This window comes from Glaciimonas immobilis (assembly GCF_011947285.1).
Taxonomy (GTDB): Bacteria; Pseudomonadota; Gammaproteobacteria; order Burkholderiales; family Burkholderiaceae_D; genus Glaciimonas; species Glaciimonas immobilis.
In genome coordinates, this window is sequence record NZ_JAAOZT010000006.1 from 331,311 (window position 1) to 354,209 (window position 22,899).

General features: G+C 47.9%; 19 protein-coding genes. 13 read left to right on the forward strand and 6 right to left on the reverse strand.

Annotated features, from left to right (window positions below):
* The first annotated feature begins 14 nt into the window (after window positions 1-14).
* The 3 genes from HAV38_RS10610 to HAV38_RS10620 are packed head-to-tail and all read left to right on the forward strand — an operon-like array spanning window position 15 to window position 2,711.
* Window positions 15-929 carry a glycine betaine ABC transporter substrate-binding protein gene (locus HAV38_RS10610; protein WP_168055155.1) on the forward strand — a complete coding sequence of 305 codons (915 nt, stop codon included), beginning with the start codon at window positions 15-17 and terminating at the stop codon, window positions 927-929.
* A 10-nt stretch (window positions 930-939) separates the two neighbouring features.
* Complete coding sequence (locus HAV38_RS10615) at window positions 940-1,590, forward strand: ABC transporter permease (RefSeq protein ID WP_168055157.1); 651 nt, start codon at window positions 940-942, stop codon at window positions 1,588-1,590.
* Entirely contained in the window at window positions 1,590-2,711 is a 1,122-nt protein-coding gene (locus HAV38_RS10620) for an osmoprotectant ABC transporter ATP-binding protein OsmV (RefSeq protein ID WP_168055159.1), read from the forward strand. The genes HAV38_RS10615 and HAV38_RS10620 overlap by 1 nt, the downstream gene beginning before the upstream one ends.
* A 515-nt stretch (window positions 2,712-3,226) precedes the next feature.
* Here the strand turns inward: HAV38_RS10620 and HAV38_RS10625 are convergent.
* The 5 genes from HAV38_RS10625 to gloB form a co-directional block, all read right to left on the reverse strand.
* A complete protein-coding gene (locus HAV38_RS10625; protein ID WP_168055161.1) occupies window positions 3,227-3,583 on the reverse strand; it encodes a hypothetical protein in 357 nt (118 codons plus the stop codon).
* A gap of 374 nt (window positions 3,584-3,957) precedes the next feature.
* Window positions 3,958-5,376 carry a DEAD/DEAH box helicase gene (locus tag HAV38_RS10630; RefSeq protein ID WP_168055163.1) on the reverse strand — a complete coding sequence of 473 codons (1,419 nt, stop codon included), beginning with the start codon at window positions 5,374-5,376 and terminating at the stop codon, window positions 3,958-3,960.
* Between the two features lie 472 nt (window positions 5,377-5,848).
* Complete coding sequence (fabI, locus tag HAV38_RS10635) at window positions 5,849-6,631, reverse strand: enoyl-ACP reductase FabI (RefSeq protein ID WP_168055165.1); 783 nt, start codon at window positions 6,629-6,631, stop codon at window positions 5,849-5,851.
* A gap of 256 nt (window positions 6,632-6,887) precedes the next feature.
* The gene (locus HAV38_RS10640) at window positions 6,888-8,471 is read right to left on the reverse strand and encodes a transglycosylase SLT domain-containing protein (protein ID WP_168055167.1); all 1,584 of its coding nucleotides are present in this window, start codon (window positions 8,469-8,471) and stop codon (window positions 6,888-6,890) included.
* Between the two features lie 325 nt (window positions 8,472-8,796).
* Entirely contained in the window at window positions 8,797-9,600 is an 804-nt protein-coding gene (gene gloB / locus HAV38_RS10645; RefSeq protein ID WP_168055169.1) for a hydroxyacylglutathione hydrolase, read from the reverse strand.
* Here gloB and HAV38_RS10650 point away from each other — a divergent pair.
* Both HAV38_RS10650 and rnhA read left to right on the forward strand, forming a co-directional pair.
* Window positions 9,599-10,453, forward strand: coding sequence for a class I SAM-dependent methyltransferase (locus HAV38_RS10650; RefSeq protein ID WP_168055171.1), 855 nt, complete (start codon window positions 9,599-9,601; stop codon window positions 10,451-10,453). The genes gloB and HAV38_RS10650 overlap by 2 nt on opposite strands.
* 120 nt (window positions 10,454-10,573) lie before the next feature.
* Window positions 10,574-11,008 (forward strand): ribonuclease HI, encoded by a 435-nt coding sequence (gene rnhA, locus HAV38_RS10655; protein WP_168055173.1) that lies wholly within the window; start codon window positions 10,574-10,576, stop codon window positions 11,006-11,008.
* 550 nt (window positions 11,009-11,558) lie between these two features.
* On the opposite strand, the gene HAV38_RS10660 is transcribed toward rnhA, so the two are convergent.
* On the reverse strand, window positions 11,559-12,269 hold the full coding sequence (locus HAV38_RS10660) for a phosphatase PAP2 family protein (RefSeq protein WP_168055175.1): 711 nt from the start codon (window positions 12,267-12,269) through the stop codon (window positions 11,559-11,561).
* A gap of 1,341 nt (window positions 12,270-13,610) precedes the next feature.
* On the opposite strand from HAV38_RS10660, the gene epsL reads away from it, so the two are divergent.
* The 8 genes from epsL to HAV38_RS10700 all read left to right on the forward strand — a co-directional run bounded on the left by epsL (window position 13,611) and on the right by HAV38_RS10700 (window position 22,888).
* A complete protein-coding gene (epsL, locus tag HAV38_RS10665) occupies window positions 13,611-14,837 on the forward strand; it encodes an XrtB/PEP-CTERM-associated polysaccharide biosynthesis outer membrane protein EpsL (protein ID WP_184013388.1) in 1,227 nt (408 codons plus the stop codon).
* A gap of 12 nt (window positions 14,838-14,849) precedes the next feature.
* Complete coding sequence (locus HAV38_RS10670) at window positions 14,850-16,232, forward strand: undecaprenyl-phosphate glucose phosphotransferase (RefSeq protein ID WP_168055177.1); 1,383 nt, start codon at window positions 14,850-14,852, stop codon at window positions 16,230-16,232.
* Window positions 16,233-16,362: 130 nt separating this feature from the next.
* Window positions 16,363-16,695 (forward strand): hypothetical protein, encoded by a 333-nt coding sequence (locus HAV38_RS10675; RefSeq protein WP_168055179.1) that lies wholly within the window; start codon window positions 16,363-16,365, stop codon window positions 16,693-16,695.
* Window positions 16,696-17,057: 362 nt separating this feature from the next.
* Window positions 17,058-17,846: a polysaccharide export protein EpsE gene (gene epsE / locus HAV38_RS10680; RefSeq protein ID WP_168055556.1), complete on the forward strand. Its 789-nt coding sequence runs from the start codon at window positions 17,058-17,060 to the stop codon at window positions 17,844-17,846.
* Window positions 17,847-17,987: 141 nt separating this feature from the next.
* Window positions 17,988-19,412, forward strand: coding sequence for a chain length determinant protein EpsF (epsF, locus tag HAV38_RS10685; RefSeq protein ID WP_168055181.1), 1,425 nt, complete (start codon window positions 17,988-17,990; stop codon window positions 19,410-19,412).
* Window positions 19,409-20,284: a chain length determinant protein tyrosine kinase EpsG gene (locus tag HAV38_RS10690; protein ID WP_168055183.1), complete on the forward strand. Its 876-nt coding sequence runs from the start codon at window positions 19,409-19,411 to the stop codon at window positions 20,282-20,284. The genes epsF and HAV38_RS10690 overlap by 4 nt, the downstream gene beginning before the upstream one ends.
* A 137-nt stretch (window positions 20,285-20,421) precedes the next feature.
* Window positions 20,422-21,756: a polysaccharide polymerase gene (locus HAV38_RS10695; RefSeq protein ID WP_168055185.1), complete on the forward strand. Its 1,335-nt coding sequence runs from the start codon at window positions 20,422-20,424 to the stop codon at window positions 21,754-21,756.
* Window positions 21,746-22,888 carry a glycosyltransferase family 4 protein gene (locus tag HAV38_RS10700; protein WP_168055187.1) on the forward strand — a complete coding sequence of 381 codons (1,143 nt, stop codon included), beginning with the start codon at window positions 21,746-21,748 and terminating at the stop codon, window positions 22,886-22,888. The genes HAV38_RS10695 and HAV38_RS10700 overlap by 11 nt, the downstream gene beginning before the upstream one ends.
* The last annotated feature ends 11 nt before the right edge of the window (window positions 22,889-22,899 follow it).

Here is a 22,899-nt window from a genome sequence, read left to right on the forward strand (position 1 = left end):
TAGAAGGAAAATTTATGAAATTTTTACGCCTAAGGCACTTGTTAGTACTGACTTTGGGGTTATTGAGTCTGGCGCTGGTGACTCCCGCGATTAGCGCGACTCTGGTGGTCGGCGGTAAAAACTTTACCGAACAGTTACTTTTATCATCTATGACGCAACAGTATTTGCAATCAAAAGGATACGACGTTGCGCTCAAAAATGGATTGGGATCGACCATCATGCGCCAGGCAATAGAGAGCGCTCAACTAGACATCGTGTGGGAATACACCGGTAGCTCGTTAATCGTTTTCAATAAAATCAACGAAAAGCTTGACGCCGAGCAGTCGTATGCACGGGTCAAGGAACTGGATGGTGCCAAGGGCCTGGTCTGGCTCAATGCGTCGGGGTTGAATAACACCTACGCGTTAGCGGTGCCGACCAAGCGCGCTGAAGAAGACGGCTTAAAAACCATCGATGATCTCGCAAAAAAAATGGCCTCCGACAAAGTGAAAGATCCAGACGGACAACATTTATTCGGCGTAGATTTTGAATTCGCTTCACGCCCTGATGGTTTAAAGCCAATGTCCGCCCTCTACGGCATGTCTTTTGATCGCAGTGAAATTAAGCAAATGGATCCGGGTCTGGTCTATACGGCGCTAAGAAATGATCAACTATATGTCGGCTTGACCTATGCTTCGGATGGACGAATTGAAGGTTTTAATCTGACACTGTTAGAAGATAGCCGGGGATTTTTTCCGTTTTACACAGCAGCGCCGATGGTGCGCAAAGACGTACTTGATGCTAATCCCAAGCTTGCCGAACAACTGAATGCCTTGTCTGCGGTAATTGACACCAAAAAAATGGCAGCGATGAACAAGCAAGTGGATATTGATCAAGAGCCGTTAGCGCAGGTTGCTGCGGATTTTTTACGTGCTCAGGGTTTAATGTGAGGGATACAAAATGAATTTATTTAACTATCTTTCCGGCGCGTGGCCTGAGATTTTACATCTCACTCTGCAACATTTGATGTTGGTCAGTATTGCCGTTGGATTGGCTATCGTAGTTGGGGTACCGCTCGGGATCGTAATGATTCGTCACCGAGGATTAGCCAGTCCGATGCTGGGTTTGGCGACTGTCATTTTGACGTTGCCATCAATCGCGTTATTCGGGCTAATGATTCCGGTGTTCTCACGTTTTGGTCAGGGACTAGGGCCTTTACCAGCTATCACAGCAGTATTTCTTTATTCCCTGTTGCCGATTATGCGTAATACCTATTTGGCGCTTGACGGTATCGAAGAGGGTGTCAAGGAAGCCGGCATCGGCATTGGGATGACCTTTTGGCAGCGCTTGCGTCTGGTCGATTTGCCGTTGGCGGTGCCGGTGATTCTGGGGGGCGTGCGCTCAGCCGTCGTGATGAATATCGGCGTGATGGCGGTTGCTGCCGTGATCGGTGCAGGCGGCTTAGGTGTGCTGATTTTGCACGCGATCAGTCAAAGTAATATGCAAAAACTCGTGGTTGGTGCGGTATTAATCAGTGTCTTGGCGATAGTCGCCGACGCCTTGTTGCAGTGGCTCCAGCGCGTACTAACACCGAAAGGAATGCAGAAATAATGATTGAACTCGAAAAACTAAGTAAGGTTTTTATTCAAAAAGATGGCGTCAAAGTAAAGGCCGTTAATGAGGTAAGCCTGACCGTTGCCGAGGGTGAAATATGCGTGTTCCTCGGACCTTCCGGATGTGGCAAGAGCACGACACTCAAAATGATCAATCGCCTCATTAAACCAACCTCGGGTCGCGTATTGTTAAATGGCGAAGAAACCACCGATATTGATGAAGTCACCCTGCGCCGTCGTATTGGTTATGTGATTCAGCAGGTCGGTTTGTTTCCGAACATGACTATCGAAGAGAACATTACCGTCGTGCCACGCTTGCTAGGGTGGGATAAAAAGCGTTGCCGCGAGCGCGCAACCGAATTGATGGCGATGGTAGCACTTGATCCAAAACTTTACTTAAAGCGCTACCCCCGCGAATTATCGGGCGGTCAGCAACAGCGCATAGGGGTCATTCGTGCATTAGCTGCCGATCCTCCGGTGTTGTTGATGGATGAACCGTTCGGTGCTGTGGATCCTATCAATCGTGAGTCGATCCAGAACGAGTTTTTCATGATGCAGCGGCAGCTCAACAAGACGGTAATCATGGTCAGTCATGACATAGATGAAGCCATCAAATTGGGTGATAAAATTGCGATTTTCCGCGCCGGAAAATTGGTGCAGATTGATCATCCTGATACGCTTTTGGCGCGTCCGAAAGACGAGTTTGTTGGTTCTTTTGTTGGGCAGGATGCGACATTAAAACGTCTGCTACTGGTGCGTGCCGGCGATGCGGCGACAACCTCCGCCACCGTGCGTGACGATTCGACATTGGCGACCGCTTTTGGACTAATGGACGAAAACGATTATCGCTACGTCACGGTGACCGATGTGGATAACCACGCGATGGGTTTTGTGTCACGTCGTGATGCACGGGGTGCGCAAGGTGCCTGTTCTGAAAAATTAAAACCATTTCCGGTCAGCGCAACACCAGACGAAAATCTGCGGGTGGTGCTTTCAAAAATGTATAAACATAGCACTAGCTGGATGCCGGTGATTGATCATGATAGTAGTTATTTAGGTGAGGTTACGCAGGATTCTATTGCGGATTATTTGAGTTCTGGGCGGACGCGGGTTAAATAGAGTGGGGTTTTGGTTTGGCCACGATGGCGTTTTTTTCGACCATAATATGGCGGTCTAATACCGCGTTCGCTCAAGTTTTTACTTTTAATTTTAACGACTACAGTCGTCCATATTTAAAACGGCTTGTGCTTCGTGGGTGCTGGTTGGGTGTGGCCGACAGTAGTCTATATTTTGCGTGAACTTTAACGACAACGGTTGTCGTTATTCAAAACGGTTTTTCTCCGTGGGTACTGGTCGGGTGTGGCCCGACAGCCAGTTACTTTTTTTTTGCTTGGCTAGGCGCACCCCACCAAAAAAAGTAACCAAAAAAAGGCGACCGCAGAGGCGCTGTCCTCCCTTTGGTCGGGTCCCCGATTATTTCGACTATCAGTCGGGTCGAAATACCAACTCGCTAACGCTCAAACATATATTCTGACACTTCCCGACTGACAGTAGAAATAACCGGCATCGCCTATGACGGGGTACGTCAACGTCAATAACCGCAGCCTTGGTATTGGGAGTTGCTGCTGTAAATCCTAAGGAGACTGGGCGGGGCAGGGACTTTTGATGTTGCTCTTGACGTTGCAGGCGCAGCCACCTTTGAAGTTGCTCTTGACGTTGCAGGCGCAGCCACCTTTGAAGTTGCTCTTGACGTTGCAGGCGCAGCCACCTTTGACGTTGCGGTTGTTTTTGAAGCGGTTGTTGAAGTACCCCGTCATTGGCGCTGCCGAATGTTTCAGTCGTCGGTCGGGAATTGTCGGAATACATGTTTGAGCCAAAGGCGAGTTGGTATTTCGACCCGACTGGCGGCTGAAACATTTGGGGACCCGAAGGGCGGCGTCGTTGCGGTCGCCTTCTTTTTGGTTACTTTTTCTTGGCGAAGCAAGAAACAAGTAACTGGCTGTCGGGCCACCCCCGACCAGCACCCACGGAGAAAAAACCGTTTTAAATAACGACGACCGTTGTCGTTAAAGTTCATGCAAAAAAATGGACTACCGTCGGGCCGTACCATCAGCACCCACGGAGCGCAAACTGTTTTAAATAGCTACGGCGCAGCAGTTAAACAAAGCAAAAAGCGACTGTTGTCGATCCATTCCGACCCGTATGCACAAAACATAAATCGTATAAAAAACGGCGACCAAACGCTACGCTCCACCAAGTTTTCAATAAAAAAACGGCCACCGAATTAAATCCGATGGCCGTTTCTCATTCGTATAGCGCAGCAATCAATATCCGATTGACCCACTAACCAATTGTAAATCTCAAATTAACGATCGCCAAACGAGCGACGTGTGCTGCTGTCATTGGTACGGTTACCTTTGTAACCACCACCAGCACCACCACCTGCACCAGCGCCATCACGACGTGGAGCACCTGGCTTGCTGAATGTGCGGCCACCTGGCTTGCTTGGCGCGCTGCGGTTGTCACCTGGTTTCCAGCCACCTGGTTTTTGACCTGAACGTGGTGCGGACGCTGTTTTCTTTGGCTCAAAACCAACGACGACATCGACCGGAATCAATTGCTTAGTGAAGCGCTCGATACGTTTTACGTTCATGCTCTCAGCGTGGTTGACCAATGACACGGCAACACCGTTACGGCCAGCGCGACCAGTACGACCGATACGGTGGACGTAGTCTTCCGGGAACTTAGGCAGATCGTAGTTGAATACGTGGGTGATCGCTGGAACGTCAATACCGCGAGCGGCGACGTCGGTTGCTACCAACACACGGACTTGACCGCGACGCAGGCTGTCCAGCGTGCGGTTACGCGCGCCCTGATGCATGTCACCATGCAATGCTGCAGCAGCGAAACCAGCGATGTTCAGACGGTCAGCGATGTTGTCGGCGTCACGCTTGGTAGCAGTAAATACGACTGCTTGATCCATAGTTTCGTCGCGCAGCAGGTGATCCAGCAAACGATTCTTGTGCGACAGATCGTCGACAAAGTGAACCTTTTGTTGAATGTTTTCATGCTTGGTTGCCGAACCAGCGATCTGAATGATCATTGGGTTCTTGGTGATGCGTTTTGCCATGTTACCGACAACGCCATCAAGCGTAGCGGAGAACAGCATGGTTTGACGTGACTCAGGTGTAGCAGCGACAATTTTTTCGATATCGTCGATGAAACCCATGTCCAGCATACGATCAGCTTCGTCGAGTACCAGAATTTGCAATTGTGAGAAATCGATCTTGCCGGATTCCATATGGTCGATCAGACGACCAGGTGTAGCGACCAGAATTTCTGGGTTTTTAGCCAGCAATTGCATTTGTTTCGGATATGGCATACCGCCAAGGATAGAAATTGCTTTGATGCGTTTCATGTGTGAGCCGTACTTATCAGTAGCGCTCGTCACTTGCAATGCCAGTTCACGTGTTGGTGTTAATACCAGCATTTTTGGCTGTGCAGCTTTGAAACGTGGGCGGTCACCGCGTGAACGCGATGCCTGCATTTCTTGATTTGGGGTTTTGCCGGTTTGATCAACTACAGGCTCAGACGCGAATTTATGCAGAGCTGGCAGCATGAAAGCTGCAGTTTTGCCGGAACCGGTTTGCGAGGATACCATCAGGTCGCGACCTTCGATAGCGGCTGGAACGGCTTGTTCCTGAACGCTAGTTGGTTTTGTGTAGCCGGCTTCAGTCAGTGCTTGGATAACGGACGCGTGTAAGCCTAGTGATTCAAATGTCATTTATTTTCTTTCGTAATGTTCAGCGCGATATTGCAAAGAGCCGCAAAAACGACAAATGCAACGAACGCAAAAAAGCAACGCCAACCAACGAAATGACTAAGAAATGACAAAGAAATTTCGGCACAAAAGCTTTGCGCCGGGACGGTGTCAGTTAAACGACACACAAGGCGGGAGGGCTTTTACAATGCAATGTCCTAATTAAAGCAGAACATGCTTAGGCTTGCGCAGCTACTTGTTTTTGTTTTTTAACGATTAAATCTGCTTACTTAATCGTTGCATGCGTCCTATTGCAACGCAGCACATAATAATACAGTACTTCCGGCACTATTACACGCCAATTGTTGCTAGTGCACATAAATAGGTATGGTTTTTGCACACCGGCTTGTTGCCAGCGCTAGCGGAAAAATTTTGCTCAAAGTAAAACGTCCGAGAATGTCGGACGTTTTGTAATCAGCATGGCAAGCGATAGTATTTACTCGGAAATACCGCCGACCACCTTAGAAAATCCGCCATCAACGTAAGTAATTTCACCAGTGATGCCACCGGCCAGATCGGACAGCAAAAAAGCTGATGCGTTACCGACGTCTTCGAGGGTGACGTTACGGCGCAAGGGTGCGTGATCCGCGACAAACCCTAAGATTTTACCAAAGCCTTTAATGCCGCTAGCTGCCAGAGTCTTGATTGGTCCCGCAGAAATGCCATTAACGCGCACGCCTTTTGGCCCCAATGATTCGGCAAGGTAACGTACGCTAGCTTCTAGTGACGCTTTAGCCAGGCCCATGGTGTTGTAGTTTGGTACTACGCGTTCGGCACCTAAGTACGTCAAGGTCAACAATGCCGAACTTGGACGCAGCATTGGCAACGCTGCTTTGGCCATCGCTGGAAAGCTATAAGAAGAAATATCATGGGCGATCTTGAAACCTTCGCGCGACAGGCCTTCCAGAAAGTCGCCAGCAATAGATTCTGCGGGTGCAAAGCCAATGGCATGCACCAAACCGTCAAGGTGATCCCACGATTTGCCAAGATCAGCGAATAACGCGTTGATTTGCTCGTCGCTACCCACATCACAATTAAAAATTAGTGTGCTGTCAAATTCGGCGGCAAATTTGGTGATGCGGTCCAGAAAGCGGTCACCGACATAAGTAAAGGCAAGTTCTGCGCCTTCACGCTTGCAGGCTTGTGCGATTCCATAGGCGATTGACCGATTTGATAATACACCGGTGATCAGAATTTTTTTTCCTTGCAGAAATGCCATGTTGACTCCAAATATGCGCGCTTCTAGGTTCGGCGGCGCGGTTGTGCGGTGCGGATTGTATCTATCGTGCGATCGTAGTATGCAACGACTGCTCGATAATAATCACGGGCTAGTCTGCGCATATAACTGCACTTTGCGAAAGATGTTACGGTAACTGGGCCAGATTGTAGGGGTTCATCGCCCTCAGGGCAACAGGCCTCTGATGATTGTCTTCATGTACTCTGCTGATCGGGTAATGAGGTAGCAATCCTCGCGATCATTGTCTCCCGTTGCTTCTGTTTGAGGCTATTAGTTCAGTGCGAGCCTCTGCTGCTGAGGCCTTTTTGCTGGCGACGGCCGTGCTGCGCTGGGTATTAATGTTTTTTTTTACTGGGCCAGAAACTTTCACGATACGTTCCTGGCGCTGCCCGTGGCGATTCACCAGCACTGCTTTATGGTACTGCGTACCACCTGATGCGCGCTGGATGGTGTGGCCATTGCCACCGGCACGATTGGCGATGTTTAGTTGAAGACTCTGACCGCGGCTAACGGTGTCATGACGCAAATTGTTCCACGATTTGACCTGCATTGCGCTGACGTTATAACGTCTGGCGATTGAAGCCAGCGTATCCCGATTGCCGACTTTTACAAATATCCTACGTGTTTCCGGGGTGTCCGGGGCCACCGACATCGTGGCATTATCTGCGACCGCAGCGGTAATATCTCCAAAGTCGGTATCCGTCTTGGGAACAAGAATGGTTGATCCTGCCGTTAGCACCATCCGCGGTGGAATGTGATTCACTTCACGCAAGATCGCTGGTGTGGTATCAAATCTGGCAGCAATGGCCTCAATCCGTTCACGCGCACTGCCGACCGTGTGCGAGGTCCAGGAGGAAAGCGAGTGGGTCCACTTGGCAATATTTTTCTTGAACTTTTCTGCATTGGATTGCGGCAGCAGGATCTTGGTGTCCGCACTGCCAACTATGACCGGTCGGTTAAATTGGGGATTCAACGCCTTGAAGTCGTCAAGTGACAGTTCAGCCAATTGCGCTGCAACCTTGACATCTATGTCGCGGGTTTTGCCTATGGTGACAAAATACGGCTCGTTGTCGATCTTTGGTAGCGCAATGTTGTAGGCCTCTGGCGCTGCGATGATGTTTTTTACTGCTTGTAGTTTAGGCACGTAATTGCGCGTTTCCAGTGGCATTAACGGCGCAAGGCTTGCAAAATCGGTTGGTAGGCCGGCGGCCTGATTTTTGTCGATGGCTTTTTGTACCGAGCCTTGACCCCAATTGTATGCGGCCAAAGCCAGTTGCCAATCGCCAAACATGCCGAAGAGCGTTTGCAGATAGGTCAGGGCCGCGTCGGTCGATGCCAGGACATCACGCCGGTCGTCTTTAAACATATCCTGTTTTAGATTGAAGTCTCGCCCTGTTGCTGGCATGAATTGCCAAAGACCTACTGCTTTAGCGCTCGAAAAAGCCTGCGGATTAAAGGACGACTCAATAAAAGGCAACAAAGCCAATTCTGTCGGCATGCCCCTTTTTTCAAGCTCCTGCACTACATGAAACAAATAGGGAGAGGCGCGTAACGTGGTACGTTCAAAAAAGTCGGGACGCGAACTGTAAAATTCGGTCTGAGAGGCGACTTGCGCGCTATCCAGATCGGGGATACTGAAACCTTTTCGGATCCGGGACCAAACGTCAACCTGCGTCATGCCAATAACGCCAGCAGCAGGATTGGTAGCATCGATTAAACTAAACGTGGGGGCGTAAATGGAAATGTCGCTGGCCTGAGCCAACAGCGGACTGCCGAAAAAAGCGATAGCGGCAAGAGCAAGCGTCTTGAATTTAAATGGCATGGGGTCTTTTGTGCGTGACTGGCCACAATGCGACCAGTGATAGAAACGGTAGAGTGTAGTGTACGTAACCCGCTTTTGGTGCGTCAAGTAAAAATTACGCTATTAATGCGTCTTAAGTATTTGATTTATAGCGTTTTAATAAATGTGCGACTTTCCAGCGTGTTCCGCGCCAGCTGCAATGCACCGCCTTCTGGCAGGCCGTGCGTGAGGCTGGCTGCGAAAATGTGAATGAGACGAGACAAAGCAGGGCTACAAACGGGTCAGAATACCGGATAAAGATTCATAGCCAATCCTGCAGTGGCACATGCGGGAGCTGAGGTGTCTATCATTTATAGTTGTTTTTCCATAAACGCAGGGCCGCAAATGCCGCAACCGGATTGCCTTTGTCGTTTATTGCCAAGCGCTCTTCTTTAAGCAGGCTGGCAATAATTTCAGGTTTTTGATAACGCAAAAAAGGATTGGTGGCATTTTCTTCGGCTATGCTGGAGGGCACTGTCGGAATGTCTTGATCGCGCTTGGCCTGTTCGGTGGCGATTCGGCGCGTCAGGGCCATATTTCCCGGCTCGACCGCTTGCGCAAAACGTAAGTTGGACAGCGTATATTCATGGGCGCAAAATACTTGGGTATCCGGCGGTAACGTGCTCAGCTTGGACAGCGATGTGATCATTTGGGCTGGCGTACCTTCAAACAGACGTCCACACCCTCCGGCGAACAAGGTATCGCCACAGAATAACCACTTTTGTTGCTCGGCAACATAGGCAATATGACCGTTAGTATGGCCTGGTACGTCCAAAACGGATACCCTTAACGGCAGTTGCGGCACATCAACTACGTCGCCTTGTTTTAATAGTTTGGTAACATCTGCAATCACTTCGCGCGCGGGTGCGAAAACCGGGACGGAAGTATGCTCTAATAAAGTTTGCACTCCACCAACATGGTCAGCGTGATGATGTGTCAGTAAAATAGCGCTCAATTCGAGTCCGTAGGTCTTGAGCGCAGCAATAACTGGCGCTGCATCGCCGGGATCGACTACCGCCGCATAGCGCCCATCGTGTATGAGCCAAATGTAATTATCATTGAATGCCGGAATTGCCACTACACTCAACGCGTTACTTAACAAGGCAGTCATGGAATATCCGTCTTCAAAAAACTCTATTATAGCGCTGGGTCCCTGGCTGCAAACGCCGATTGGCGCGTATATGCTGGCATGGGAGCAGGCGCATCTGGACGCCATGACAGCAGATATTTTCGGCTTTAACGCAATGCAAATCGGTCTGCCACAAATCGACGCTCTGCGCGCCAACCGCATGCGGCATAAATGGTTGAGCGATAATGAGCTGGTCGATGATGGGAAATCAGCGATGGCCGGGCAGGGCAGCGATCAGCCTCAAGGCCACGATCAGCATCAGGGCAGGATCGAGACGCTTTCCAAAGGCCGGACTAAAATCGTTATAGCCCATGATTTCGCCGATTTGCCGTTTGCCTCTCAAAGTCTGGACCTGATTGTACTGCCGCATGTACTGGAATTTGCCGCCGAGCCGCATCAGGTGTTGCGCGAGGTGGAACGCGTATTGATTCCTGAGGGGCAAGTCATTATTTGCGGTTTCAATCCGGCCAGTTTATGGGGAATTAAGCAATCGACCGGCCGCTTGTCGGGCGCGCATTTTTTGCCACAAAATGCTGAGTTCATCAGTTTGCTGCGCCTTAAAGACTGGCTGAAGTTACTGAATATGGAGGTCAACCGCGGTCGATTTGGGTGTTACGCGCCACCTTGTTCGACAACCAAATGGCTGAACCGGTTTTCATTTATGGAAAAGGCAGGTAACCGCTGGTGGCCCTATTTTGGCGCGACCTATATAGTGCAGGCGATTAAACGGGTTAAGGGAATGCACCTGATTGGCCCCGCTTTCAGCAAAAAAGCGATCAAAGCTGCTAACGGCATTCCTGCGACTAACAGAACGCATAAATCGGGCGAGCAATAATTTCAAAGTTTAGTCGCGCAGATGTTTGGCAAAAGACCGCTACCGCACTCTGGTTACTTGAAGCATATTACTACCCAGTTTATTTTCATTCATTCCCACAACAGACGAACAGATATAAGCATGGATAAAGTTGAAATATTCACAGACGGCGCCTGTAAAGGCAATCCTGGTACCGGCGGCTGGGGTGCGCTATTAATTTCTAACGGTAGCGAAAAGGAACTATTTGGCGGTGAACGTAATACCACCAATAACCGTATGGAATTGCTGGCCGTGATCGAAGCCCTGAAAGCACTGAACAAGCCGTGCGAGGTCACCGTCCACACCGATAGTCAGTACGTTCAAAAGGGTATAAGCGAGTGGATTCACGGCTGGAAAGCGCGCGGCTGGAAGACCGCTGCCAGAGCACCCGTAAAGAATGTCGATTTGTGGCAGGCTTTGGATGCAGCACAGGCGCAGCATCAGATGGATTGGCGATGGATCAAAGGGCATGCCGGGCATATCGGGAATGAACGCGCGGACCAACTGGCTAATCGCGGGGTTATCGCCGTCTCATAACCCAGGCCCTTTTACACAACTCTCGCTTGCGCAACGTCCGATCTGTGATGACTTTAATTTGGCAATTTTTGCCGCTGCCGCCCTATTTTCCCGTTAACTCTTATCTTTCAGGTGACGCGCCGAAAATAGCACCAGTAGACTGATCAGCAACCGAATTCGCACAACCAAATCGTAACCAAGCACGCCTACACCGACGAGCGAGGATATTGAGTGGGCGATTTGCGGCAGCTTCGACTGCGAAGGGAAAGGGCGCCCGTGGTTCTATGTCTGGCGGGACTTAGGGCCAGCGATACATTACCCCAACATCCGCTACCAGCTCTACCGGGATTGAATGCCGTGCTTAGTATCAGTGCACCGTGGCGGTTTTGTGGCGCGCAAAGGCGAGGGCGACCCAGGCGGGAAGGCGATTTGGAGGGGGGAATGACCGGTCGCTGAAGCGTTGCGCGAAATGAACTCGGCAAACGCTAAACCTGATTTATGTACAAGGGCATGATCTAATCCCCCCCTTTGTTAATAGTCCCTCCTTACTCCCTGAAGAGGGCTTTTTGCTTCAATGGATGTACTTCGATAATCCATGAAAAAGCAGTCGGACGTCATAAAACATTAGGCAAATTTCAGTACCACAGATAAAAATAATAGCTTGAAAGGCGGCAGGGAAGCGTTGCGCCAACGCAGTACATTGATCGTCATAAAGGCGAATGAACCGCATTTGGTTGCACAAAAATACAAATGCTGTACCCAAAAATGCACCAGCCAAGACATCAGTCGTGTAATGCAAACCCAAATAAATTCGCGGCAGCGCAATAAATAGCAAAACATAAAAATAAGCGTAAATACCCCAGCGTCTGGAAAGCAAAAAAATGCCTGTGGCTAATGCAAAAAACAGCGCCGAATGATCGCTAGGAAATGAGTTCCATATATACAAATCCTGAGTTTCTGACTGTGGCAAACCCACATAGTTAAGATGCGGTAGCGCCTGATTGGCAATGGGACGCGGCTGAAATGGACCGAGATTGTTGACGCTTCGCGCAATACCTACAGCGATGATGCACCCGATAAGCGTCGCGATAATGGTGCGGCGTCCATTAGACTTTGAGTCAATATCACGGAACCAAAAGAACCAAATGACTCCCATAAAAGGAAATCCTTTTACCAGGTCCGAACCAGCGATGTAATGCAGGATTTGATTAAAGGCTGCCGAGACGGTGGTGTATTGGCTAAGCCAGTTAAATACCGCCAAATTTAAAGAATTGTTCCACATTTTTCCCACCTTTCCCTTAAAAAAGTTCAACAAATTTTTTGAAGTATTTACATTTTTTAATATTTTTAAAAAATACGAATAGCTGCAAAACGTCCCTGTCGTCTTGGTCTTCGCGTATGCATATAAAAGAATTGCGAACTGCAATGCCTTTTTGAAATGTTCGAACAACCAGTCGATAAGCCTGACGCATCACTTTTTTATCCTAACGGCGTGGCATATTGCTACCCTAAATTACTATTCATAAACCAATGAATGGTATTTAAAAATCGTACTTTTAATGGGCTATCTTTAACATTAAATGCAATTTTTAAGGCAATTTGATTATAAATATTCAATTGTAAAAGTGGTGTCGAGCATCTTTGTCCATTACATAGCATAAAGTAAGAATACGACAATTAGGAAAAATTTCCAAAAAAATAATCAAATTGCATAGGGGAAAATATTGTTAGGCGTCAGCATTGTTGCCTAAATTTAATATATGAGAATTTCACATTACAAAAAAGTAAAAAAAAGTCCGAGTGGAAACATTATTTTCAGGTATTTGAATTATTAATTTTTTAAATTAGAAAAATTTCTTTTTATTAATGAAATATTGGTAACGCAATTTTGACGTCAAGACGTGCTATTTTCAAAATTTCTATAGAGTAACTTTAAATTGTTTTTTTATAAATTAAAAAAACCTTGTTATTTTACGAATTTTTTTATATTCTACTGACATTAGATGTTTTTTTAGTAATTAAACTTTATTTATGTCAATGTTTATCTATGTCACTATTATTTCTGTCACACTTAAAAAATAATACATTGATTAATTCGCTGCTTGGCAGCAAGGGCCATTTTTTTCGTAAGGGGCGGCTTCAAATTGAACGTTTAGATTTAGACAGTAGTAAAATACTGTTTAAGATTTGTTTAATTAGTTGATGCATATAAAATAATTGTATTCCAGCGAGAGCTGGAAATATTATAAGTAGATTAGAATATTGACGATTTTGATAAGTGTTGGGTTGTGCTTAAAAGGCACTTATCGTCATGACTTATCATTCACACCTCTCCAAAAACAATTTATAAATAATATCAATTTAAATTGATTGGATTTCGTATTTTCTTAATTTTTAATGTCTGCTCTCTACTTTCACATGTCGCCAATAACATATGATTTCAATCGTTATTATTGCTATTACAGATACCTCATTACGATAGAGAGGGGTGTATAGAAATTATTTGTTAGAGCTAATATCATGTTTTTTTTGATTTAATCCGCTGGATTACGAGGGTAAGAAAATGAATAAATGTTTTAAACAAATACCCCGTGATAAAAGCGTGTCATGGAAATTTATTTTCATGATGCCGCTATATTCCTGTTTGACGGCGTCCGCAGCTACCAACGATCTGGTTCCGACAGACGTCATACCGCTATCCGAAGTTATAATTTTGCCGCCTGACGCCATTACACCGTATGTGGGTCTTGGCGCTACGTATGATAACAATGTGCTGCGCTTACGGAACAAGGCCGCCGGTCAGGCTATCGGAATAGGAACCGGTTTGTCAGACGTAACGCGGAGGGCGGAAGCCGGTGTGGCTCTCGACGAAAAAATCGGACAGCAGCGTATCAACGCCAATTTAAATTTGGTTAAAGTTGATTACAACAGATTCTCTACACTTAATCACGTCGATAAGAATGCCAGCGGCAATTTGAATTGGCATGCAGGTAGTCACGTTGAGGGTAATGTTGGTGCTAGCTATTCTGAAGGCCTCACACCTTTTATTGATTTCCATCAACTGGCACAAAATACCCGCAAGCAGGTCAATGAGCATGCAGATGCAGCGTGGCTCTTCCACCCCAGCTGGCGAGTCAACGCCGGACTGGTGCATACCGATCTGTCTTACAATCTGGCATCGCAGAACGCGCTTAATAATACGCAGAACCAAGAACTTATTGGCATTGATTATTTAGCTGCAACTGGCAGTACCTTTGGTCTCCAGTTGGGGCATACACGCGCGAGTTTTCCGAATCCCCAGCAAAATGGAAATCTACTCCTTAACAATAGTTATGACCAGAATGAGGCGAAAGTAAAGATTGACTGGCTGGCTACCGGGATCACCCATATGCATTTTTTAGGGGGGTGGGTGCGCCGCAAACAGGATGCATTTTCAGTGCGCGATTTCAGCGGATTTAATTCCCGGCTCTCTGTTGACTGGTCGCCGACCTCTAAAGTTGATGTAAGTGTTTCGGCATGGCGCCAGATCGGTGCGGTGGACGACCTTACCTCCATCTATTCTCTGAACCGTGGTGCTGGTGCTGCCGCAAGTTGGCATTACTCCGAAAAAATCCGCCTCGTAGCGCAATATAAATACGAAAAAAGAGACTTTAGTCACTCGACCGCTTCGGGTGCACTAGGAGCGGATCAAAACGACGCGTTGCGCAATCTCGCCTTGACGTTGGTGTACCAGCCGACGCAACGTTGGGATGTGCAGTTATCTGCGAGTCGCAGCACCCAGACGGTGTCGAATTTTAACGGCGGATACTCAAGCAATGCCGTGATGTTCAACACGCGTTATATCTTCTAAAGGGGAGGGAAAATGACAGAGAATGACATTCCAATGGTTTCATTTTTCAAGCGCATGCTTGACCCGATGATCATTCTTGGTTTGTTGTATCTGATCATCGGCTTGAAAGGTGAGTTATTTACCGGGAGTTATCTACTGCTGTTGATTCTTGCCTTTTTTATATCTTCGTACACGTATGACCGGATTGATAATTATCGCACGCAACACCCAGGAGGGCGACGTGCTTATGCAGGCGATATTTTTCTGGGATGGGCAGTTATCGTCTTTATGTTGATGCTGATTGGGGAAGCTACCGAATTAAGGCATGAATTTTCTGCTAGTGTCATATTGATCTGGATTACGCTAACACCCTTCGCGCTATTACTCAGTCGGTTTGCTGCTTACGACTTGGTATTCAATACACGAAAAGAACATGCAATTCGGTCCGCCGTCATCATCGGTTCCAATGACCCGGGTTTTGATGTCCTCAGGCGACTACAGTCACCCAGAAATCCGGGTGTAGAGGTGCGCGGATATTTTGACGATCGTGATCAATCTGCGCGCCCAGCCGGACTTAATTGCGCTTACCTTGGAGCGCTTGAGGATGTGGGGGCTTACGTCGGCTTGCACAAGATAAAGACAATTTTTATCTGTTTCCCCATGTCGCCTAATCCTCGCATTTTGACTCTTCTGGATGTGTTGCGTGATACGACGGCGTCGGTGTACTTTATTCCCGACACTTACACCTTCGATTTGATGGGAGCACGCTTAGCTCACGTAGGAGGAATCCCAGTAATTGGCGTGTGCGAAACGCCTTTTATGGGGGGGAACGGTTTGGTGAAACGCGGCAGCGATATTGTTCTGGCACTTCTAATTCAGATCATGTTGCTACCGATCATGTTGTTCATTGCCATAGGTATCAAGTTAACTTCCGCAGGCCCCATCATTTTTGCGCAACGTCGTTATGGATTAAATGGCGAAGAGATTGTTGTTTATAAATTTCGCTCTATGGCAGTGTGTGAGGATGGCCCGGTGATCGCACAGGCGAAAAAAAATGATGCAAGAGTCACCCGGTTAGGCGCTTTTTTACGGCGAACTTCGTTGGATGAGTTACCGCAGTTCATTAATGTTTTACAAGGTCGAATGAGTATTGTCGGTCCGCGCCCTCATGCAGTGGCTCACAATGAAATGTATCGCAAGCTGATTAAAGGCTACATGTTGCGACATAAGGTGAAGCCCGGTATCACTGGGTGGGCGCAAGTTAACGGCTTACGTGGAGAGACCGACACTATCGAAAAGATGCGTTTGCGTATTCAATTCGATTTGGAGTATCTGAAGAACTGGTCGCTTGCATTCGATCTGCTGATTATCGCCCGGACCGTAAAGGAAGTATTGAAAAAAGGTAGCGCATATTAACCGGCAGTATAGATGCACGGCATAGAGAATTCCGCTTTGGTACTGAATTACAGAATGTCAGAAATACGCCTGATTTTTTCCAAAGCTTCATCGCCATGATGTGATGTTGAAATATTTAAAGAGAAGAATTATGAACAAATTCGTGTTGACAGCGTTTCTGGCACTCGCCGTGCAAGGTGGTAGCTTGCTGGCAGCGATACCTACTTTTCAAATGACGCACCGCCCCGTGGCATTGCCGCGTGTGCCGGGTATGGACAGCAATGTTGCGACGGGCGGCGCAGAAATTGCCGCTCGAACAATTCGTGTAGAAGCTAAAGCGTTAGTCGTTACAACCGCATCGGAAGGATCCTTTTTATCTGTTAAAGCAGCAGACCTTGTTGAAGAGGGAAAGTCTGCTTTTTCCGACAAGGCCGATAGATACCATGCACCTAATTTTTTTACGGTCCTGATCCGGTACCTTTAGCCAAAAATATTTATGCGGAAATTACGTTTTGGAGCCGGTCGCTGCATGGTTTTTTTCAAGATATAAAAATGCGTCTCCGTTTGCATACTGAGCCTAAGGGTACTGACAATCGCTTTATTTAAAGGCATCGCAGGAAATTCTCCGTTGCGAAATCTTGAGAGCATCGCAAATAATATTAACAATGTGTGGTGGCTGAAGTTGATCTACCCAAGACAGCGTAACTGCTGTCCGGGAGACTTTTGTCGAAAAAATTGTCGTCGAAGAGCGATGACATGAACAATGCGACACAGAAGGTCGAGTATTAAAAATGGCACTATTCCAGATTTTTTTTCAAGATATAACTTAAGTGGACGAGGACAATGATGAACCGATTTTACGTCGCGATGCTGGCCTTGTTGCTAGCAGTATTTTCCTTATCAGCTTCAGCGAACGATTTTCCGTTGGGCGCGGGTGATGCGCTGAAAATTTCAGTATTCGGCAACCCTGACTTAAGCCTGGATACCAAGGTAAGCGAAGCCGGAAATATTACATTTCCCTTGATTGGAGACGTCACTGTTGGTGGGCTGTCGACCGCGGAAGCCGAGAAGAAGATCTCCGGCTTGTTGACCACGGGTGGATTTTTGCGCAAGGCAGAAGTGAATATCATGGTCACGGAATTGCAGAGCCAACTGATCTCGGTACTGGGACAGGTACTGCGTCCAGGGCGATACCCGATTAACGGCAAACGCACCGTGACGGATATGTTGGCGGTGGCAGGCGGAGTCGGGCCAGAAGGTGGCGATACCGCCACCGTGATACGTACACGTGAGGGAAAAACCAATAAGCAAGTGATTAATTTGGTTGAAATGATTCAGTCATCCGACATGAACAGCAATTTGGATTTGCTTAATGGCGACATAGTGTATGTAGAACGCGCTCCCAAATTTTATATTTATGGAGAAGTGCAGCATCCGGGAGGCTATCGGCTTGAGCGCAATATGACCGTGACACAAGCGCTCTCCATTGGTGGCGGCCTAACCCCCCGTGGAACCGAACGAGGGTTACGCATCAAGCGACGGGATACGAGCGGTACTGTGAATATGATTGATGTCAAAAACGGCATGGAACTTCAACCGGACGACGTCGTATACGTTAAAGAGAGCATGTTTTAAGCAATGCCGAAAATAGTGGAGATCCCACGTCTATCGTACCTTTCGGCAGCGGCGTTAAATGCAACGGCCACGATCATAACGCGCATAGCTACACGGCATGATCACCGTAAATTCTTGTAATTATGTATAAGAGGTAGTTTTATGAATTTCTCTCAACTTTTATCTATTTTACGTGATCGCTACAAGCTCATTTTATTGACCTTGTTGATCACGGTGACTATCACGGTCGTAGTCAGTCTGCTCTTGCCTAAGACGTATAAGACCGCGACCACCCTGCTATTGAACTACAAAGGAACCGATCCAGTGTCAGGTCAGGTACTGCCGACCCAATTGGCGTCCGGCTACATGGCCACCCAAGTAGACCTAATTACCAGCAGAACCGTAGCACTGAAAGTTGTCGACAATCTGGGATTGGCGAACAATCCCGCTATGTTACAGCGCTTCGAAAAAGCTAATTACGGGAATGGATCGATCCGCGAATATCTGGCAGATTCGTTATTAAAAGTGGTGGAGGTAACCCCAACCCGAGAAAGCAGTATGCTGGAAATCGTCGGCAAAGGGGGCGATCCTGCTTTCGTGGCTGCCGTTGCCAATGGCTTTGCTACCGCCTACCAGCAACTTAATCTCCAGATTAAAACCACCCCATTGCAACAGGCATCACGATATTTTGCTGTTCAGGTCAAGAACTTGCGGACCGAACTGGAAGCCTCCCGCAATAAGCTTTCTCAATACCAGCAACAGCATGGCTTGGTGAGTATCGATAATCATCTTGATGTTGAATCGAACCGACTCAATGAATTGTCGACACAATTAGTGCAGGCGCAGGCACAGGCAATTGAGGCCTCGTCGCGCGGCAACCAAGCCATGAGTGCCGGTGGCAGAGACTCCCCTGACGTGATCGGTAATTCGCTGATTCAAAACCTAAAGGCGGCCTTAGCGCAAGCACAAGGAAAATTCGCGCTGTTATCACAAAATCTTGACCAAAATCATCCGCAATATCAGGCCGCCAAAGCGGAAGTGGACCGCCTTCGGTCAGAGCTTAACGGTAACATCAGCGCGACAAATAATGGGACTGCAAACAACGGCCGAATTTTACGCCAACGGGAAGCGGAAGTGCGCGCCGCGTTGAGGTCGCAAACTAATAAAGTGTTGCAGCTCAATCGGACCCGCGACGAGATGGCGGTGCTGGTTAAGGATGTCGACAATGTACAGCGCGCCTATGACGCGGCAAATCTGCGGCTGACCCAGACTGAACTTGAAGGTAAATCGAATCAATCCGATGTCACCGTACTTAATCCGGCGGTCGTCCCAGTACTTCCGGTGAGTCCTAATTTACCGCTAAACACCGTGTTAGCGGTTTTGATGGGAACCATGCTCGGGTTAGCACTGGCGATATTAGCGGAATTGTTCAATCGTCGTGTCAGAACTGCAGATGAGTTGTCCAACTTGCTCAATGCACCAATGCTCGGAACCATAGTCGCAGAGAAACCAAGGCGCAGTTACGGTGACAACCACCTTGTATTTTTGCGCCGCTCACTTTTAGGCTGGAAAGGCGAATCGACATGACCAATCCCGTAACTTCGATCATCGGCTCCGCAGCGCCGATTACAAAAGATGCAAATATTGGAAGCATGCTGGTAAAGCAAGGAAAAATTACCCATGAACAGGCTGAACGCGTACGCCATTTGCAAAATGAAGAGGGCCTGCGCTTCGGTGATGCGGCAATACGTCTCGGTCTGGTTTGCGCGTCCGACATTCAGCAGATTCGTGCACATCAACTTGATTACCCGTTTCATGCGGTGAATTCTGGGACCTATCCCCCTCCACTGACGGCTGCGTCTCAACCATTTAGTGCAGAAGTCGAAATGTTGCGGAATCTACGCGACCAGCTGATGCAGCGATGGTTTGCCACTGGGCATAAGAAGCTGGCCATTGTCACCGTGAACCCAGGAGACGGTACTAGTATGCTTGCAGCCAATCTCAGCGTGGTGTTCTCGCAATTAGGCAATCCCACGCTTCTGGTTGATGCCAATTTGCGGCATCCACGTCAGCACAAAATATTTAGTCTCGATGGGAGACGCGGTTTAAGCGAGGCTCTGGCAGGGCACGCCGGACTTGACTTGCTGATCAGAGCTGAGACGTTTCTTGACCTTTCAATTTTGCCGGCGGGCTCAAGCGTGCCAAATCCGCAGCAACTTCTTAATCGATCGGCGTTTGGTGTATTGAATGAAAGATTATGCGATTGTTTTGACATTATTTTATATGACACGCCTGCATTTTTGAGCGCAACGGACTGTTTAACCATCGCATCACGTGCTGGCGGCGCGCTGCTGGTGGTGCGCAAAAATCACACTCGAGTTGCTGATCTTACCGTATTCAGCGGTCAGCTGCGGCGCAGCGGGACCGAGATTGTGGGATCGGTGATGGTAAGTTTTTGAAGTGGTCCGGTTCAGTTCTGGCGTGGCCGTGATGAAGGTTTTAGTGCATGAAAAAATTTTAGCTGCTCCGGTTGTGCCGCCAACCGGTTGTGTTTCTCGTTTAACTACTTGTTCAATGACGATAGGCTAGTAAGCGTATGAACTCTTTTCTCGGAAACAGAAATCATTCTTCTCCACCGGCTGATTTGGAGTTGCCAGCAGGGCAAAGTCTGGTCTTTTGGATTTTGATCATTTCACTGACGTATCAGGCAACGCTATGTGCAATGCATACCAACGTTCATCCTATTTCAATGCTCGGCGTTGCGTTGACCGAAGCCGTGATTTACCTGGCTTGTCTGACGGTCTTGCTAAAGCGTATTCGGTTGGCATTTTTTGCGGTGGCCTTGCTGGTAGCAGCATATCTGTTTTTGATTGCAATTATCCGCAATCAGATTGATCCGAAGGGGTTTCGCGACGTAATGATTCCGATTCTTTTTTTTGGGTTGGGTCGCCAAATCGGTGACCTTAAATATGCTAATCGTGTGCTGAAAGTAATGGCGGTTCTGGTAATAGTTTTCGGTTTTTTTGAACTGTGGTTTCTGGAGGCATTCTCACGCATGTTTAATATCTTTTCATATTACGTTAGTCAGGGTGGTTTGACGGCCGGGACCAATTGGGCGAAGGATAGCGTATTGGGGTTAAACGGCATTCGCCCTGAAGGAATAGGCAGGACTATTTTGCCGTCTTTGCTGGGAAATCACCGGGTTTCATCAATATTTTTAGAGCCAGTATCGCTAGGAAATTTCGCCGTCATCATCGCTGCATGGGGTTTGTCGAAACGACGTGATGAGGCTAAAGATATGTTTTTTTTCCTGGCAATGGCCGCGACGATGATTGCGTTGAGCGACTCGCGTTACGGCCTCATTACTGTCGGAGCATTAGTTCTGATGCGCTGCTTGCCGTTCGACCGGACCAACGCCTGGATGATCTCTCTGCCATTACTTAGCATCATTATGCTGGTGGTGATCGGGCTCTTTTTTAATACAAAATACGGTGACAACATTATTGGACGGTTATATGTAAGCGGACGGATGTTGCTAACATTTGATGTAAGAATGTTATTCGGCATTGAGGGATTTAATATCGGTTTTGGAGACATGGGTTACTCGGCATTATTAACGCGACTGGGGGTGGTGCTGTGCCTCTTTTTGTGGATCACATTTTGGATGCTCAAGATGGAGGATGAGAGAGGCAATAGATTTCGAGCCTACATCACACTCTATATGTCATTGATATTATGCGTGAGTGGTACCTCACTGTTTGCTTTGAAGACCGCTGGCATTTTATGGTTTCTGGTGGGCTGCTTCGTAGGGCGAAAAAACGAAGCTCCCAGGCAGTCTGAAACGTTAACATCGTCAGCAATATTTAGTCGTCGTAATAGCTATCCCTTAGCCTTCGCCGAAGCACGTAAGGAGTCGAAAAATGTCTATTAGTGTCGTGCACATCGTGCGTCAATATTCGCCTTCCGTTGGTGGCATGGAAGACGTGGTGCAGAATATCTCCAGACAACAGCGTGACCACCACGACCAGCGCCCAAAGATTATTACGCTCAATCGACTATTCAAAAATTCCACCGAATTGCTGCCTCGGGAGGCAGTAGTAAATGGGGTGGGCGTGGTCCGGTTACCGTTTCATGGTACCAGCAGATACCCGTTATGTCCTCAGGTCTTGCAGCATGTCGCGGATGCTGATGTGGTTCACGTCCACGGGATCGATTTCTTTTTCGACTATATGGCGTTCACCAAACTACTTCACCGCCGGCCTCTGGTTGCCTCTACTCACGGGGGATTCTTTCATACGTCATTTGCATCAACACTTAAAAAAATCTACTTTAACTCAATCACCCGAGCGTCCTCGATGATCTACGACAAGATCGTTGCAACCAGCGAGAACGATGGCGAAATTTTTAAAAAGATTGTTAAGCCATCCGCGTTAACGGTAATTGAAAATGGCGTCAACGTCGAAAAATACAGCAACCAGGCGTCGGCTACGCTGTCCCAAACCTTAATCTATTTCGGGCGGTGGTCGGTTAATAAAGGTTTGCTTGAAACGTTGGCGCTGTTCAAAGAGCTCGTTGCACGGCAGGCAGGCTGGAAGCTGATTATAGCTGGGCGAGAGTACGACCACACAGCAGCGGAGTTTCATCGCTGGGTGGCGCAGCATAACTTGGCCGGCTCAGTTCAGATAGTGCCGAATCCTTCTGATTTAAAACTGGCGGAATTGATAGGACAGTCGAGTTACTTTATTTGTACGTCGCGGCACGAAGGTTTTGGTATCGCCCCGGTCGAAGCGATGAGCGCTGGTTTGATACCGCTATTAAGCGATATTCCGCCGTTTCGCCATCTCGTTTCGCAGTCAAAAATTGGACTGCTTGTTAATACGAAAAACATTAGAGATAGTGTCGAAGCACTGGTGAAAATGCATGCAGCTGGCCGTTCCGATTATGCTTTACGACGCAACCAGGCGCAGCAGTTCGCAGAGCGCTACAACTGGCGACAGATTGCCGATAAATATGCGGATATTTATACGCGCCTCGCGGGTCGGAAATTTCACTATTCACGATGAAGTGGAAAGGC

Bases quoted from the DNA above. Each gene is read 5' to 3' on its own strand.
- HAV38_RS10610 (WP_168055155.1), top strand. From the start codon at position 15: ATGAAATTTTTACGCCTAAGGCACTTGTTAGTACTGACTTTGGGGTTA.
- HAV38_RS10615 (WP_168055157.1), top strand. From the start codon at position 940: ATGAATTTATTTAACTATCTTTCCGGCGCGTGGCCTGAGATTTTACAT.
- HAV38_RS10620 (WP_168055159.1), top strand. From the start codon at position 1,590: ATGATTGAACTCGAAAAACTAAGTAAGGTTTTTATTCAAAAAGATGGC.
- HAV38_RS10630 (WP_168055163.1), bottom strand. From the start codon at position 5,376: ATGACATTTGAATCACTAGGCTTACACGCGTCCGTTATCCAAGCACTG.
- fabI (WP_168055165.1), bottom strand. From the start codon at position 6,631: ATGGCATTTCTGCAAGGAAAAAAAATTCTGATCACCGGTGTATTATCA.
- HAV38_RS10640 (WP_168055167.1), bottom strand. From the start codon at position 8,471: ATGCCATTTAAATTCAAGACGCTTGCTCTTGCCGCTATCGCTTTTTTC.
- HAV38_RS10650 (WP_168055171.1), top strand. From the start codon at position 9,599: ATGGAATATCCGTCTTCAAAAAACTCTATTATAGCGCTGGGTCCCTGG.
- gloB (WP_168055169.1), bottom strand. From the start codon at position 9,600: ATGACTGCCTTGTTAAGTAACGCGTTGAGTGTAGTGGCAATTCCGGCA.
- rnhA (WP_168055173.1), top strand. From the start codon at position 10,574: ATGGATAAAGTTGAAATATTCACAGACGGCGCCTGTAAAGGCAATCCT.
- HAV38_RS10660 (WP_168055175.1), bottom strand. From the start codon at position 12,269: ATGTGGAACAATTCTTTAAATTTGGCGGTATTTAACTGGCTTAGCCAA.
- epsL (WP_184013388.1), top strand. From the start codon at position 13,611: ATGATGCCGCTATATTCCTGTTTGACGGCGTCCGCAGCTACCAACGAT.
- HAV38_RS10670 (WP_168055177.1), top strand. From the start codon at position 14,850: ATGACAGAGAATGACATTCCAATGGTTTCATTTTTCAAGCGCATGCTT.
- HAV38_RS10675 (WP_168055179.1), top strand. From the start codon at position 16,363: ATGAACAAATTCGTGTTGACAGCGTTTCTGGCACTCGCCGTGCAAGGT.
- epsE (WP_168055556.1), top strand. From the start codon at position 17,058: ATGAACCGATTTTACGTCGCGATGCTGGCCTTGTTGCTAGCAGTATTT.
- epsF (WP_168055181.1), top strand. From the start codon at position 17,988: ATGAATTTCTCTCAACTTTTATCTATTTTACGTGATCGCTACAAGCTC.
- HAV38_RS10690 (WP_168055183.1), top strand. From the start codon at position 19,409: ATGACCAATCCCGTAACTTCGATCATCGGCTCCGCAGCGCCGATTACA.
- HAV38_RS10695 (WP_168055185.1), top strand. From the start codon at position 20,422: ATGAACTCTTTTCTCGGAAACAGAAATCATTCTTCTCCACCGGCTGAT.
- HAV38_RS10700 (WP_168055187.1), top strand. From the start codon at position 21,746: ATGTCTATTAGTGTCGTGCACATCGTGCGTCAATATTCGCCTTCCGTT.